We start from the raw sequence: 14583 nt of genomic DNA on the forward strand, positions 1-14583 counted from the left end.
CCATGACCAGACTCCCAACCATCACGGCAGCAGCGCTGCTTGTCGCCGCAGCGTTCGCAGGCAATGCCGGCGCGACATCCAAGGATGCTGCATCCACAGACACCTGCGCAGAGCAACTCGTGCCCATCTGCAACAAGCGCATCGTCGAAGCGGCCTTTGCGCAGTGGCGAAACGGGGGCAGCGGCATCTTCGAGACGCTGCTGTCGCCCGAGGTGGTGTGGACCATCGAAGGCTCCGGTCCGAGCGCCGGCACCTTGCGTGGTCGCGAGGTGTTGGTCGACACCGCGGTGCGTCCGCTGAGCGAGCGCCTGGCCTCGCCACTGCGGCCGGTGCAGCAACGCATCTGGACCGATGGCGAGCACGTCATCGTGCAGTGGGAAGGCGTGGCCACGCTGCGCGATGGCGGCAGCTATCGCAATCGCTACGCATGGATCATGCGGATGGCCGGTGGCAAGGCGGTCGAGGTCAACGCGTTCCTGGACCTGCCGGCCTACGATGCCGTGCTGCAGCGCGGTCGCAGCCAAATGCAACGCAGGGCCAGCCCATGAGCGACAGGCCGATGAAAGCCGCCATCGCGGTGGCGCTGGGCGCCGGCTCGGCGCTCGCCTGCCCGTTCGCGGCAGCTGCGCAACCGCCCACGGCACCCGCCACGATCGCGACCCAGCAACCAGGACATCCGATGCAAGCACACCCCTATCTCGGCATGTGGGTCACCGGCGACGGACGGATCCGGCAGGAACTCCTGCCGAACGGCCGCTACGACGAGGCACGCGGCACGCGCCAAAGCGCCTACCAGGGCCGTTACGAAATCACCGGCACGCACATCGAATACTGGGACGACACCGGCTTCACCGCCGATGGCCGCTTCGTCACCGACGACGAGCTGCATCATGGCGGCATGGTGTTCTATCGGCAGCCGCCGGCCTAGAGCCAATAGACACTGCTGCAGTCGCCATGCGGCTGGTGCTCGCTGCCGCATGTAGCTGCGCGTGCACTGAGGGTCTGAGTACGCAGTCCATGCTCACCTGACGACTGCGCGCTGCGTTTTGCCAGCCGCTCTTGATGCGCAGGCGCAATGCCTGCAAGCGTTCTGCGGGATGTGTCATGCCGGCTGCAGACGGCAATGCGCGGCCACCCGTCGCGCAGGCTAGCTCAGCCCTCGCCTTCCGGCTCCAGCGCCTTGACCAGCACCGCGGCCTGGGTGCGGCTGTAGCAGTCGAGCTTTTTCAGGATCGCGGTGACGTGCACCTTGACGGTGTTCTCGGCCAGGCCCAGTTCGTGCGCGATCTGCTTGTTGAGCAGGCCATCGGCCAGGCTCAGCAGCACACGGAACTGTTGCGGGGTGAGCTGGGCGAGTTTGGAAGCCAGTTGTGCGTCGGCCTCCGAACGCTCGGCGGTCATCGGCGGGAACCAGGTGCCGCCTTCCAGCACGCTGGCCACCGCGGTGCCGATCGATTCGGCCGGCGTGGATTTGGGAATGAACCCGGCCGCGCCGAACTGCTGCGCACGCCGGATCACACGCGGATGATCGTTGGAGGAGATCACCACCACCGGAATGTCCGGGTGTTCGCCACGCACGTGCAACAACGCCGAAAAACCGCGTGCACCGGGCATGGCCAGATCCAGCAGCACCAGCTCGGCCTGCGGATGCGAACGCAGCATGGCACTCAGGGTGGCAGCGCTGGAGGCTTCCACCACGTTGGCCTGCGGCAGGGTCTGCTGCAGCACGTGGATGACGGCGGCGCGGAACAGCGGGTGGTCGTCGGCGACGAGAATGGTGAGATCAGCCATGCGCCAAGTCTGGCACAGCGCCGCCGCCGATGCCTTGCACTAGAGCGTGTCATGTACGTTGAGGTGAGTGCGAAGCGGAGGGTTGGCCGTCAGCGGCACGGAGCGGGTGCTGCGTGGCGCCGGCTTGACTGGCGCGCCAAGACAAGCCAAGCGGTGGCCGCTCCACACCGCTGACGGCCAATGCATCTCATCTCAACGTGCATCACACGCTCTAACGCGGCGGCTGCGTGCTCGCCCGCCAGGCGTCCAGGAACTGGCGGCGTTTGAGCTTGTCCAGATATACCAGCAGACCGGGGCCGAGCGGGATCGGGCGGAACGGTGGCTGCGCCGAACCGCCGCGGCCACCGGCGGCCGGCAGGATCGGCATCAGCCGCGCCTCGCGCGACAGCACCTGCTGGCCGCGCGGCGAAAGCAGGTAGTCCAGAAACCGGCGCGCCTCCGGCGCATGCGGCGCCGTCTTGGGGATCACCGCCGTGCGCAGCGCCACCAGCGTGTAGTCCTGCGGCTGCACGATGCCCAGCGGCGCGCCCGAGTCAATGCGGGCCTGCGCGTAGGAGCCAAGCACGTTGTAGGCCAGCAGGAGCTCGCCACGGCTGACCCGATCAAGCAGGCTGCCGGTGCGCTCCTCCAACACCACCCGGTTGGCCCCCAGCGCCGCGAGCAGCGCGCCGGCGATACTGCCCACCTGGCCGTCCTGGGTAGCGAACAGATACCCCACGCCGCTGCGTTCGACATCGTAGGTGCCGACCTTGCCGCGCAGCGGTGCATCGGGCGCGCGCAACAACGCCAGCAACTGCCGGCGCGTGCGCGGCACGCGGGCGGCATCCAGCTTGCGCGTGTTGTAGACGATGGCCACCGGCTCGTAGCTGATGCCGAACACTTCATGGCGCCATTGCGCCCATGCCGGCAAGGCTTCGGTCTGTGCGGAGCGATGCGCCAACGCGTGGCCGTCGTTCACCAGTTTGGTCTGCAGATCCATGCTGGCGCTGATCAGCATGTCTGCAGCAGGTGCGCCATGACTTGGGTGCAGATAACGGTCATAGATGTCCCAGGCAATCACGTCTTCGTAGATCACCTCGGTGCCCGGATGCAGCCGCTGGTAATCCCGGATGACTGCGCCGAACACTTCCAGGTCGGTGGAGCCCTGCACGCGCAGCTGCACACGCACCGGGCCCTGTGCAGGAAAGCGCCGCACATCGCCGGGCGCCGCGCAGGCCATGCCATGGACCAGCAGCAACAGCAGCATCCACATCGCCCGCATCACGCGTCTCCTCCGGGAAAATGCAGCGAGGCGATCAAGCCGCCACCGATGCGGTTGGACAGATCGATGCGTCCGCCATGCGCTTCCACCACGCGCTTGACGATGGCCAACCCCAGCCCGGCGCCGCCGGCCGGCGCATCCGCCCCCCGCACGAAACGCTCGAACACACGCTCGGCTTCGGCCGCCGGAATGCCCGGGCCATGATCGGCAATGGTCAGCACGTGGTGGTTGCCGTCGCTGGTGAGCGCCACCTGCAGCGGGGCACCGGCACCGGCACCGTATTTGCAGGCGTTGTCGATCAGGTTTTTCAGCGCCTCGCGGAGCAGCAAGGCATCGCCGCGCAGCAGCGCCGGTTTCGGGTCGATCGCCAGCTGCACGCGCGGTGCGCCTGGGCTGCGCGGCAGCGCTTCGTGCAGGGCCTGATGCAGTACATCGGCCAGATCCACGGTGGCAAAGCGCTGCAGGTTGGCGCGGTGGATCACGCTGGCATCGCTGAGCAACTGATTGAGCAGCCGGCTCATATGGCTGGCGTTGCGCTCGATCGCCACCAGGCTGCGTTGCATCTCGTGCGGGTCGTCGTCGTCCATCGCCAGCTGCGCCTGCGCGCGCAAGGCCGCCAGTGGTGTGCGCATCTGGTGCGCGGCTTCGGCCATGAAGGCGCGCAGGGTTTCGTTGCTGGACGATAGCCGCGCCATGAACCGGTTGAGCGCGGTCACCATCAACTGCATTTCCTGCGGCGCCGGCACGTTCAGCGGCTTGAGGTCGGAGGGTTCGCGCCGCGACAGATCGCGCTCGATGCGCTGCAGCGGCCGCAACGCGCGGTAGACACCCAGCCACACCAGGCCCAGCGCCAGCAGCGACAGCACGCCGATCGCCACCAAGGCGTTGAGCACCACATCGCGCGCCACCGCATCGCGTGCGCGCCGGGTCTGGCCCACCTGCACGCGCACCTCGCCCTGCCCCGAGGCCGACGCCACCCGATGCATCACCACCGCAAAGCGCACCGGCTCGCCGCTGTACTGCGCATCGAACAGCAGCGGCCGCTCGTCGCGGGGCGCACGCGGCGGCGGCGGCAGCGTGTCTTCGCCGGTGATGGTGCGGCCCTGCGCATCGAACACGCGATAGAACACGCGGTCTTCCGGCGCCATGCCGAGCAGATCCAGCGAGGCATACGGCAGATCCACCTGCCAGTCGCCGCCGACCAAGGCCACGCTGTCGATGATCGACAGCGCCGAGGACACCAGCAGGTGATCGTAGGACCGATTGGCCGCCCGCTCGCCATAATCGCGTGCGGCAAAGAACAGCACCACCGCACCCAGCAGCGACAGGCTGCCCAGGTACAGCAGCAAGGTGCGCCGGATCGACGGTGCCACCATCAGCGGCTCAGCCATCGGCGCCCGGCTCCACCGGCGCATGCGGGTCGGCTTCTTCGAGTTTGTAACCGGCACCGCGCACGGTGACGATACGCAACGGCGCGGCGGCCAGTTTGCGCCGCAGCCGGCCGACATACAGCTCGATCGCATTGGGGCCGGCGTCGTCGTCGAAGCCGAACAAGCCGTTGCCGATCTCGTCCTTGCCAACCACCTGCCCGAGCCGTCCGATCAGGATCTCGAACAGGCGATATTCGCGATTGGGCAACTCGATCGGCACGCCATCCAGCAGCAGCGTGTGCGCGGCATTGTCGAAGACGAATCCGCCGATCTGCACCACCTCGCTGGCCTGCCCCCGGTTACGCCGCAGCAACACGCGGCAACGCGCTTCGAACTCACGAAAGTCGAACGGCTTGCCCAGGTAATCGTCCGCACCGACATCCAGTGCCTGCACGCGGTCTTCGATGCCATCGCGCGCAGTCAGCATCAGCACCGGCGTGGTATCGCCCCGCTCGCGCATGCCGGCCAGCACCCGCAGCCCATCGAGTTTGGGCAGACCGATGTCCAGCACCACCAGATCGAAGCTCTGATACCGCAGCACGCTGGCCGCCGCCAACCCATCGGCCTGCCAATCCACCGCATGCCCGCTACGGCGCATGCGCCGCACGATGGCATCGGCGAGATCGGCGTTGTCTTCGACTAGCAGAAGGCGCATGGGGTGGGGAATCGTGAATAGGGAATGGGGAATTGCAACGGCGCTGGGCCGCGGCCGGAAGGTAACAGGCCCAGAGAACAAAAGCTTCTACACCTCGGCAATTCCGCTGCCGCGATTTCGCTGTTGCGATTTCCCATTCCCGATTCCCCATTCCCACGCACTGACAGGTCCATGACAGCTTCGCCGGACTAGGCTGCTGCCAACGCGCCGCGGCGGTTGTGCGGTGCATTGCCAAACGTGATTCACACCTGTACCTGGGAGGGTCTGTGAGCAACGACACCTTGCGTTTGCGTGCCTTGGGCGCCTGCGCGGCGATCTGCCTGGCACCGGCGGCACATGCAGCCGACGAGGCCGGCCCGGTCACTGCCGAAGTGGGCGGGCGCGTGCATTGGGACTTCACCATGTTCGACAACGACGACCGTGGTGCACGCGAGCGCAACGACACCCAGTTCCGCCGCGTGTGGCTGGACGTGTCTGGCAAGTTCTACGGTTTCAACTACAAGGCCGAGGCGGATTTCGCCGGCCTGCAATACGAGGCGGGCAGCCGCGGCATCCTGGCGCGCGATGTCTATATCGCCAAGAAGTTCTCGGCCGGTACGTTGACCGTTGGCCAATTCAAGCAGTACTTCTCGCTCGACGATCGCACCGGCTCCAACTACGGCCCATTCCTGGAACGCGGCTACGCCTCGACCACGCTGGCGCCGATCTACCGCAAGGCCATTTCCTGGCAGACCAGTCGCCCGGATGCAACCTGGTCAACGTCCGCCTACAGCCTGGAAAGCATCGACAATTCTTCGACCAAGGGCGGTGCGCTCGGCACGCGCCTGACCTACGCGCCGGAGATGGGCCAGGCGCGCTTGCGCCACCTGGGTGTCTCGCTGGCGCACGAGCGCTATTCGCATCCGGGCAGTGGGGGCGCTTCATCGCTGCTGATCCGCCCACGTCCGGAAAACGATCTGGCCAACAATAGCCGCATCACCCTGGCGCGCTTTGCCGATGGCCGCGATACCGATTTCGACAAATGGTCGCTGGAATATGCCGAAGTGCTCGGCCCGTGGTCGTGGCAGAGCGAGTTCAGCGGTGGCCTGCTCGACGATGGCGCGCAGCACGCCAAGGTGTTGGCCAGCTATGGGCTGGTCAGCTGGTTCGTCACCGGCGAATCGCGCGGGTACGACCGCAAGACCGGCCGCTTCAGCCGCATTGCCACGCCCAACCGCCCGTCCGGTGCGTTCGAGCTGGCATTGCGCTACGACTACATGCGTGGCGGCCAGCATCTGGACGGGCAACCGGACTTCATCAACGCCAGCACGCAGTCGTGGACGCTGGGCGGCAACTGGTATTTCAAGCCGAACCTGCGCGTGATGCTCAACGTGATCGATAGCCACAACCGCGATCGCATCGCCAACGCAGTGGTCGACCACACGCTGGCGGTAACCGGCCGCTTTCAGTACGACTTCTGATGCGCAACTGCATCGTGTCGGCAATCAGAAACACCGACGTGCGCACGCTGTTCGCGCATAGCGGCGCAACGCGCCGCTACCGCGGCAGGTCCGCGCGCAGCGCCGCGCTTGCGCTAGCTCGCGTACGTCCAGCAGCAACCGCATACCTGCATCGTCGGCGCTGCGCACCTTGCGCAACGCTGCGCTCCACTCTCCCCCTGCCGTACGCCTCAAAGGATTCTCCCGCATGCTGACCGCGCTCGGTTTCGGAATGGTGATCACCTTCATGTACCTGATCATGAGCAAGCGGTTGTCGCCGCTGGTAGCTCTGATCACGGTGCCGATCGTGTTCGCGTTGTTGGGCGGCTTCGGCACCGGCATCAACGAGATGATGCTCGAAGGCATCAAGAAGATCGCGCCCACCGGCGTCATGCTGATGTTCGCCATCCTGTATTTCGGGGTGATGATCGATGCCGGGCTGTTCGATCCGCTGGTCGGCCGCATCCTGCGCCTGGTCAAGGGCGATCCGCTGAAGATCGTGATGGGCACGGCGATCCTGGCGCTGCTGATCTCGCTCGACGGCGACGGCTCCACCACCTACATGATCACCGTCTCTGCGATGTTGCCGCTGTACCAGCGCCTGGGCATGAACGCGCTCAACCTCACCTGCGTCACCATCCTGTCCAGCGGCGTGATGAACCTGACCCCGTGGGGCGGCCCCACCGCGCGTGCCGCTACCGCGCTGCATGTGGATCCGGCCGATGTGTTCGTGCCATTGGTGCCGGCCATGGTGTTGGCGATCGCCGGCATTCTCACGCTGGCCTGGTATCTGGGCATGCGCGAACGTCGCCGCCTGGGCGTGGTGCGCCTGCCGGCGGACGGCAACTGGCTGGACACCAGCATCCCGGAAGACAACGACGCATTGCCGCGCGTGGAAGATACCGAAGACATGAAGCGGCCCAAGCTGCTGTGGGTGAACCTGATCCTGACCCTGGCGCTGATGGGCGCGCTGGTGGTGGGCGTGCTGCCGATGCCGGTGTTGTTCATGATCGGCTTTGCGCTGGCGCTGATGATCAACTACCCGAACCTCGCCGAGCAGCGCCGCCGCCTGGTCAATCATGCCGGCAACGTGCTGTCGGTGGTGTCGCTGATTTTCGCTGCGGGCATCTTCACCGGCATCCTGTCCAACACCGGCATGGTCGAAGCGATGTCGCGCAGTTTTCTGGCCGTCATTCCCGACAGCTGGGGCCCGTATCTGGCGGTGATCACGGCGATCGTCAGCATGCCGTTTACGTTCTTCATGTCCAACGACGCGTTTTATTTCGGCGTGCTGCCGATCCTGTCCGAAGCGGCCGGCCACTATGGCATCACCCCGGTGGAAATGGCCCGCGCCTCGCTTGCCGGCCAGCCGGTGCACCTGCTCAGCCCCCTGGTGCCCTCGACCTATCTGCTGGTCGGCCTGGCCAAGGTCGACTTCGCCGACCATCAACGCTTCACGCTCAAGTGGGCGGTGCTGATTTCGCTGTTGATGCTGGGCGGCGGGTTGTTGTTTGGCTTGTTTCCGCTAGCGCGTTGACCGCCGCCGGGAATGGGGAATCGGGAGTGGGGAATCGGTAGAGCAATGCTGCGCTCGCATTTCGATTCTCAACTTCCAATTTGAAAAAATCGAACTCGCAACAGTGGCTCCTGCTTTTCCGATTCCCCATTCCCCATTCCCAATTCCCCAACTCCGAAGGAGTGACACCCAATGACTCTCCGCATCGCATACGTCACCAGTGGCATGGGCAGTGTCGGTACCGCGATCTGCCAGAAACTGGCGCGCAGCGGGCACACCGTGGTTGCCGGTTGCGGGCCCAATTCGCCGCGCAAGGCGTCGTGGCTGCGCGAGCAGCGCGAGTTGGGCTTCGATTTCGTGGCATCCGAAGGCAATGCCGCCGATTGGGAGTCCACCGTGGCTGCGTTCGCCAAGGTCAAGGCCGAAGTCGGCGAGATCGATGTGCTGGTCAACAATGCCGGCGGCAGCCGCGACACCTTGTTCCGGCAGATGAGCCGCGACGACTGGAATGCGGTGATCGCCAGCAACCTGCATTCGTTGTTCAACATCACCAAGCAGGTGGTCGATGGCATGACCTCGCGCGGCTGGGGGCGCATCGTCAATATCGGCTCGGTCAGCGCGCACAAGGGGCAGATCGGCCAGATCAATTTCGCCACCGCCAAGGCGGCGATGCATGGTTTCAGCCGTGCGTTGGCGCAAGAGGTCGCCTCGCGCGGGGTCACCGTCAACACCATCTCGCCCGGCTATATCGCCAGCGCCTCGATCAGCAGCTTTCCGCCGGATGTGCTCGATCGCCTGGCCACCTCGGTGCCGGTGCGCCGGCTCGGCAAACCGGCCGAAGTTGCCGGACTGTGCGCCTGGCTCGCCTCCGATGAGGCCGCCTATGTCACCGGCGCCGATTACGCGGTGAATGGCGGGCTCTACATGGGCTGAGCGAGCGCGCAAACGAGGCCGGTTGCGCTGTACGCACAACACGCTCTCGCCGCGCACCGCTACATGTCTCGCTGCCCACCTGCCCCGCACGTCCGGCGCCCGATTTGCGGCAGCGCCCACAAGGCCAGCAGATCCGTGCGCGTGCGCGCCGCGCCCGCGCGTACAAGCAGCCGCCACCGTGCGAACAACCCGCCTCTAGTGCGAACTGATTACACTCTGGCTTTTCCGCAGCGCGCTGCCATGGCCAAACCTTCAGACCGCACCACGCTCACTGCCCGTCCGCAGATGGCCGACATCGCGCGCATGGCGGGCGTGTCCGAATCCACCGTGTCGCGGGCCCTGGCCGGCAGCCCGGTCGTGGCCGAACGCACGCGCGCCTATATCAAGCAGATTGCGGCCGATGCCGGCTACCAGGTCGACCCGGTGGCGCGCAGCCTGCGCGCCAAACGCTCCAACACCGTGAGCGTGGCAGTGCCGATGATGCATGCGCTGGATCAGCCGCTTTCGGACCCGTTCCTGATGACCATGCTGGCGCTGCTGGCCGAAGAACTCACCGGACGCGGCTACAGCATGCTGCTCTCCAAACTGGACCGGCATCAGGATGGCTGGGTGGAACAACTCGCGCGCGGCAGCCGCTCCGACGGCGTCATCGTGCTGGGGCAAAGTTCCGAACACGCCGCGCTGGATGCAGCCGCACGCGACGGCCTGCCGATGGCGGTATGGGGCAGCCGCATCGATGGGCAGTCGTACATCAGCGTGGGCAGCGACAATTTCCAGGGCGGCGTGCTCGCCACCGAACACCTCATCGCCAGCGGCCGCCAGCGCATCGCCTTTCTGGGCGACGACCAATTGCCCGAGGTGGCACCGCGGTTTGCCGGCTATCGCCACGCGCTGGAGCGGCACGGGCTGGAATTCGATACGCGGCTGCACGCGCGCAGCCATTTCGTCAGCGAAGATGCCTACCGCCTTACCCGCGCGATGCTCAAGAAAGCCGACCCGCCCGATGGCCTGTTCGCCGCCTCCGATGTCATCGCCGTGGGTGCAATCCGCGCCCTGGTCGAGGCCGGCCATCGCGTGCCGCAGGACATTTCGCTGGTGGGCTTTGACGACATCCCGCTGGCCGCCTATAGCCAACCGCCGTTGACCACCGTGCAGCAGGATCTGGGCCTGGCCGCGCGGTTGTTGGTAGACCGGCTGCTGGCGCTGATTGCGGGCGAGCAGGTGCAATCGGTTGAAATGCCGGTGAAACTGGTGGTGCGCGAGTCGGCGTGAGGCGGAGATTCGGGATTCGGGATTGGGAGATACCAGCCCGGCAACCCGCTTCCTTCTCCCGCCTGCGGGAAGTGCCCGAAGGGCGGATGAGGGCCGGCGGCCAGCCGATCCACCGTACTCGCCACCCCAGGCAACCCGGCAGGCACTCGCGTCTGGCATCTGTGGCAGCCAGCGATGTCAGCCCCGCATTGCTACGCCCCTGCCGGGATCGTCCCCTGCTTGCGGCCCCGCACGCACAGCATCGCCGATGCCGCTGCCAGCATCAGCGCGCCGGCCAGGCGGACCACGTTGCGCGGGTCGCCGTGCAACACATGCTCGTAATACAGCGGCAAGGTGACGATCTGGATCAGCATCGGCAGCACGATGAACAGGTTGAACAAGCCCATGTACACGCCGGTGCGCTCGGACGGGATGCTGTCGGCCAGCATCAGATACGGGTTGCCCATCATGCTGGCCCAGGCCAGGCCAATGCCGATCATCGGCAGCAGCATCAGCCAGCGATTTTCGATGCCAGGCAGCAGCCACATGCCGATACCGGCGGCGACCAGGCAGGCCGCATGCGTGTACTTGGGACCGAAGCGACGCACCACCGGCACCATCGCAAACGCCGCCAGAAACGCAACGAAGTTATAGAACCCGCCGATCTGCCCATTGACCAGGCCGGCCTCGCGGAAACCATGCGAGGTGGGGTCGGTGGTGCCGAACAACGTGGTCGACAGCGACAGCACGATGTATTGCCAGTAGCAAAAGATCGCGTACCACTGAAACAGCATCACCGGGGCCAACTGGCGCATGGTGGGCGGCATCTCGCGCAGCGCGCTGCCGATTTCGCGCACCGTCGCACCCAGCCCGGCGCCGCGCTGGCGGATGCGTGCGATCTCTGCCGGCGCGATCGCCGGCTCGCGCACGCTGCGTGCCGTGAGCAGGATCGAGCCTGCTGAAAAGCCCGCGCCGATCACGAAGGCGGCAATGGTGACGTAAGGGATGTGGTGTGCGTTGGCAGCGTCCTGGTTCATGCCCATCCACACCAGCAACGGCGGCGTGAGGTAGGCCAGCGTCTGCGCAAGGCCGGTAAATGCGCTCTGGGTGAGATACCCCAACGGTCGCTGCGGCGGCGCCAGGACGTCGCTCACCAGCGCACGGTAGGGCTCCATCGCCACGTTGTTGGCCGCATCCAGCACCCACAGCAGGCATACCGCCATCCACAGCGCGGTACTGAACGGCATCGCCAGCAGGCACAGGCTGCACACCAGCGCGCCTAGCACCATGTACGGCATGCGCCGGCCCCACCGCGTCACCGAGCGGTCGCTCCACGCCCCTACGAACGGCTGCAGCACCAGGCCGGTGATCGGCCCGGCCAGCCACAGGTACGGCAGGTTGGCGTGGTCGGCGCCCAGATAATTGTAGATCGGGCTCATGTTGCTCTGCTGCAGCCCGAAGCTGTATTGCACGCCGAAAAACCCGGCGTTGAGCGCCAGGATGCGCGCGAAGGAGAGCTTAGGAACGGTCGACGACATGCAAGGCCCTGGGCATCGGTGCGGCTCCCGGTGGCCGCAGCGCACTGTACCCTGCCGTTGATGCAATCGATTGTAACGCTGCATCGCAGCACGTTTCCCCATCTGAAATAAATCAGATGCAACTTGCCATTTATGCTGCGACGCAAGATTGCAATCGATTGTATTACAGCGTAATACTGCGCTCGCACTGCAGGCCACATGGCCACTCCCTGGGAGGGGACGATGCAGGCGTCGGCACACCACCATCTGTGAGAGAGAGAATCGCAATGTCCACCTTGCACACCATGCGCCTGCATGCCCTGGCCTGCGCGGTCGTCTCCTGCCTGTGCGCGCCCGCCGCGCTGGCCCAGGACACCGCCGCCGCTGCGCCGGCCACGCCGCCGGCTGCCGACAGCGCCGCGGTCAATCTGGATTCGGTGTTCGTCACCGGCACCTCCACCGCCACCACCAAACTGAAATCCAGCGTCTCGGTCAGTACCGTCGGCGCCGAGGCGATCGAACAATCGGCGCCGCGCAGTACGGCAGAAATCTTCCGCAATATCCCCGGCATCCGCTCAGAATCCAGCGGTGGCGAAGGCAATGCCAATATCGCCGTGCGCGGTTTGCCAGTGGCCTCCGGCGGTGCGAAATTCCTGCAACTGCAGGAAGATGGCCTGCCGGTGATGGAGTTCGGCGATATCGCCTTCGGCAACTCGGACATCTTCCTGCGTTCGGATTTCACCCTGGACCGCATCGAAGCCATCCGCGGCGGTTCGGCGTCCACCTTCACCAGCAACGCGCCCGGCGGCATCATCAACTTCATCAGCAAGACCGGTGACACCGCAGGCGGCAGTGTCGGCGTCAGCCGCGGCCTGGACTACGACAACACCCGCATCGACTTCAATTACGGCGCACCGTTCGCCGAGCAATGGCAGTTCAACATCGGCGGCTTCTTCCGCCAGGGCGATGGCGTGCGCGATGCCGGCTACACCACCGACAAGGGTGGCCAGCTCAAGGCCAACCTCACCCGCCTGTTCGACAACGGCTACGTGCGCCTGTACGGCAAATACCTCAACGACCGCGCCGCCGGCTACCTGCCGGTGCCCACCTCGGTGCGCGGCCGCGATGGCTCGCCAGACCTGGGTGGCTTTCCCGGTTTCGATCCCGGCAACGACACCTTGTACAGCCGCAACTTTCGCACCGACGTGGGCCTGGACGGCAACAACCAGCCGCGCCGCACCGATCTGGGCGACGGCATGCATCCCATCTCGCGCACCATCGGTGCCGAGGCCTGGTTCGACCTGGGCAATGGCTGGAACCTGAGCGAGAAGTTCCGCGTCGCCGACAACAGCGGCCGCTTCGTCAGCCCGTTCCCTGCCGAAGTCACCGACGCCGCGTCGCTGGCCGCTTCCATCGGCGGTGCCGGTGCGCAACTGGTGGAAGCCGGCGGACCCAATGCTGGCCAGGCCTACACCGGCAACGCGATTCGCACCCACCTGTTCAACGTGGCCATCAACGACCTGGGCAACGTCACTAACGACCTCAGCGTCTCGCGCGAGTTCGGCGGCGACGGGCGCACGCTGAACCTGCGCATGGGCTATTACAGCTCACGCCAGACCATCGACATGGACTGGACCTGGAACTCGTACGTGCAGAGCCTGGGCCGCAACTCGCGCTTGCTCAACGTGGTGGACGCGGCCGGCGTCTCACGCTCGCAGAACGGCCTGTACGCCTACGGCACGCCGTTCTGGGGCGACTGCTGCGTCACCCGCAGCTACGACGTGCGCTACGACGTCAACGCGCCCTACGTTGCGCTCACCTTCGACAGCGGCAAGTTCAGCGTCGACGGCAGCCTGCGCTACGACATGGGCGATGCGCGCGGCAGCTACAACGGCACTGCCATCGCACAGAACCTGGATGTCAACGGCGATGGCGTGATCCAGCCGGTGGAACAGCGCGTGGCCACGGTGGACACCGCCAATTCGCGCCCGGTGGACTACGACTGGAATTACCTGTCGTACTCGCTGGGCGGCAACTATCTGATCACCGACGACCTGGGCGCGTTTGCGCGCATCAGCCGCGGCGCACGCGCCAACGCAGACCGGTTGTTGTTCGGCGTGGTGCGCGACGACGGTTCGGTGTCTTCCGAGGAAGGCGTCAACGTGGTGCGCCAGGCCGAAGCCGGCCTGAAGTGGCGCCGCGACGGGCTGAGCCTGTTCGCCACCGCGTTCTCTGCACGGACCCAGGAGCAGAATTTCGAAATCACCAGCCAGCGGTTCTTCAATCGCAGCTATGAAGCGCACGGCGTGGAACTGGAAGCCAGCTATCGCTACCAAGGTTTCACCCTCAATGGCGGCCTGACCTGGACCGATGCAGAAATCTCGCGCGATCAGATCACCCCGGAAAACACCGGCAACGTGCCGCGTCGCCAGGCCGATGTGGTGTGGCAGCTCACGCCCAGCTACCGCGGCGACAGCTACCAGTTCGGCGTGAACCTGATCGGCACCACCGACGCCTACACGCAAGACGCCAATCAGTTGAAGATGCCCGGCTATACGCAGGTGAACCTGTTCGGCGACTACCGCGTCACCGACGCGCTCACCGTGGCGCTCAACGTCAACAACCTGTTCAACACCTTTGGCCTGACCGAAGCCGAAGAGGCGACCATTCCGGCCAATGGCATCATCCGCGCGCGCTCGATTGCCGGCCGTACCACCAGCATCAGCCTGCGTTACGACTTTTAAGGACCCC

The 14583-nt window shown here is 65.7% G+C and carries 12 protein-coding genes; 7 read left to right on the plus strand and 5 right to left on the minus strand.

Going from position 1 to position 14583, the window contains the following annotated elements; genetic code table 11:
- The first annotated feature begins 2 nt into the window (after positions 1-2).
- Together J7396_RS10110 and J7396_RS10115 are read left to right on the plus strand one after the other, a co-directional pair.
- Positions 3-548, plus strand: a complete 546-nt coding sequence (locus tag J7396_RS10110; RefSeq protein WP_209261390.1) for a nuclear transport factor 2 family protein — start codon at positions 3-5, stop codon at positions 546-548.
- A gap of 11 nt (positions 549-559) precedes the next feature.
- Positions 560-928 carry an Atu4866 domain-containing protein gene (locus J7396_RS10115; protein WP_031424276.1) on the plus strand — a complete coding sequence of 123 codons (369 nt, stop codon included), beginning with the start codon at positions 560-562 and terminating at the stop codon, positions 926-928.
- Between the two features lie 224 nt (positions 929-1152).
- On the opposite strand, the gene J7396_RS10120 is transcribed toward J7396_RS10115, so the two are convergent.
- The 4 genes from J7396_RS10120 to J7396_RS10135 all read right to left on the minus strand — a co-directional run bounded on the left by J7396_RS10120 (position 1153) and on the right by J7396_RS10135 (position 5137).
- Positions 1153-1791: a response regulator transcription factor gene (locus J7396_RS10120; RefSeq protein WP_003483405.1), complete on the minus strand. Its 639-nt coding sequence runs from the start codon at positions 1789-1791 to the stop codon at positions 1153-1155.
- Between the two features lie 211 nt (positions 1792-2002).
- A complete protein-coding gene (locus tag J7396_RS10125) occupies positions 2003-3052 on the minus strand; it encodes an ABC transporter substrate-binding protein (RefSeq protein ID WP_014091017.1) in 1050 nt (349 codons plus the stop codon).
- Positions 3052-4443 (minus strand): sensor histidine kinase, encoded by a 1392-nt coding sequence (locus tag J7396_RS10130; protein ID WP_184420959.1) that lies wholly within the window; start codon positions 4441-4443, stop codon positions 3052-3054. The genes J7396_RS10125 and J7396_RS10130 overlap by 1 nt, the downstream gene beginning before the upstream one ends.
- The gene (locus J7396_RS10135; RefSeq protein ID WP_005912054.1) at positions 4436-5137 is read right to left on the minus strand and encodes a response regulator transcription factor; all 702 of its coding nucleotides are present in this window, start codon (positions 5135-5137) and stop codon (positions 4436-4438) included. The genes J7396_RS10130 and J7396_RS10135 overlap by 8 nt, the downstream gene beginning before the upstream one ends.
- A 266-nt stretch (positions 5138-5403) precedes the next feature.
- Between J7396_RS10135 and J7396_RS10140 the strand changes: the two genes are divergently transcribed.
- From J7396_RS10140 to J7396_RS10155, 4 genes are all read left to right on the plus strand, one after another.
- Complete coding sequence (locus J7396_RS10140; protein ID WP_005912055.1) at positions 5404-6597, plus strand: OprO/OprP family phosphate-selective porin; 1194 nt, start codon at positions 5404-5406, stop codon at positions 6595-6597.
- A 226-nt stretch (positions 6598-6823) separates the two neighbouring features.
- A complete protein-coding gene (locus tag J7396_RS10145; protein WP_005912056.1) occupies positions 6824-8152 on the plus strand; it encodes a CitMHS family transporter in 1329 nt (442 codons plus the stop codon).
- 171 nt (positions 8153-8323) lie between these two features.
- Positions 8324-9064, plus strand: coding sequence for an acetoacetyl-CoA reductase (gene phbB, locus J7396_RS10150; protein WP_005912059.1), 741 nt, complete (start codon positions 8324-8326; stop codon positions 9062-9064).
- A 240-nt stretch (positions 9065-9304) separates the two neighbouring features.
- Positions 9305-10336: a LacI family DNA-binding transcriptional regulator gene (locus tag J7396_RS10155; RefSeq protein WP_007963280.1), complete on the plus strand. Its 1032-nt coding sequence runs from the start codon at positions 9305-9307 to the stop codon at positions 10334-10336.
- Positions 10337-10527: 191 nt separating this feature from the next.
- On the opposite strand, the gene J7396_RS10160 is transcribed toward J7396_RS10155, so the two are convergent.
- A complete protein-coding gene (locus tag J7396_RS10160) occupies positions 10528-11853 on the minus strand; it encodes an MFS transporter (RefSeq protein ID WP_209261391.1) in 1326 nt (441 codons plus the stop codon).
- 266 nt (positions 11854-12119) lie between these two features.
- Between J7396_RS10160 and J7396_RS10165 the strand changes: the two genes are divergently transcribed.
- Positions 12120-14576 (plus strand): TonB-dependent receptor, encoded by a 2457-nt coding sequence (locus J7396_RS10165; protein WP_008573638.1) that lies wholly within the window; start codon positions 12120-12122, stop codon positions 14574-14576.
- Positions 14577-14583: the final 7 nt, after the last annotated feature.

Source organism: Xanthomonas sp. A1809, from assembly GCF_017746015.1.
Lineage (GTDB): Bacteria > Pseudomonadota > Gammaproteobacteria > Xanthomonadales > Xanthomonadaceae > Xanthomonas > Xanthomonas euvesicatoria.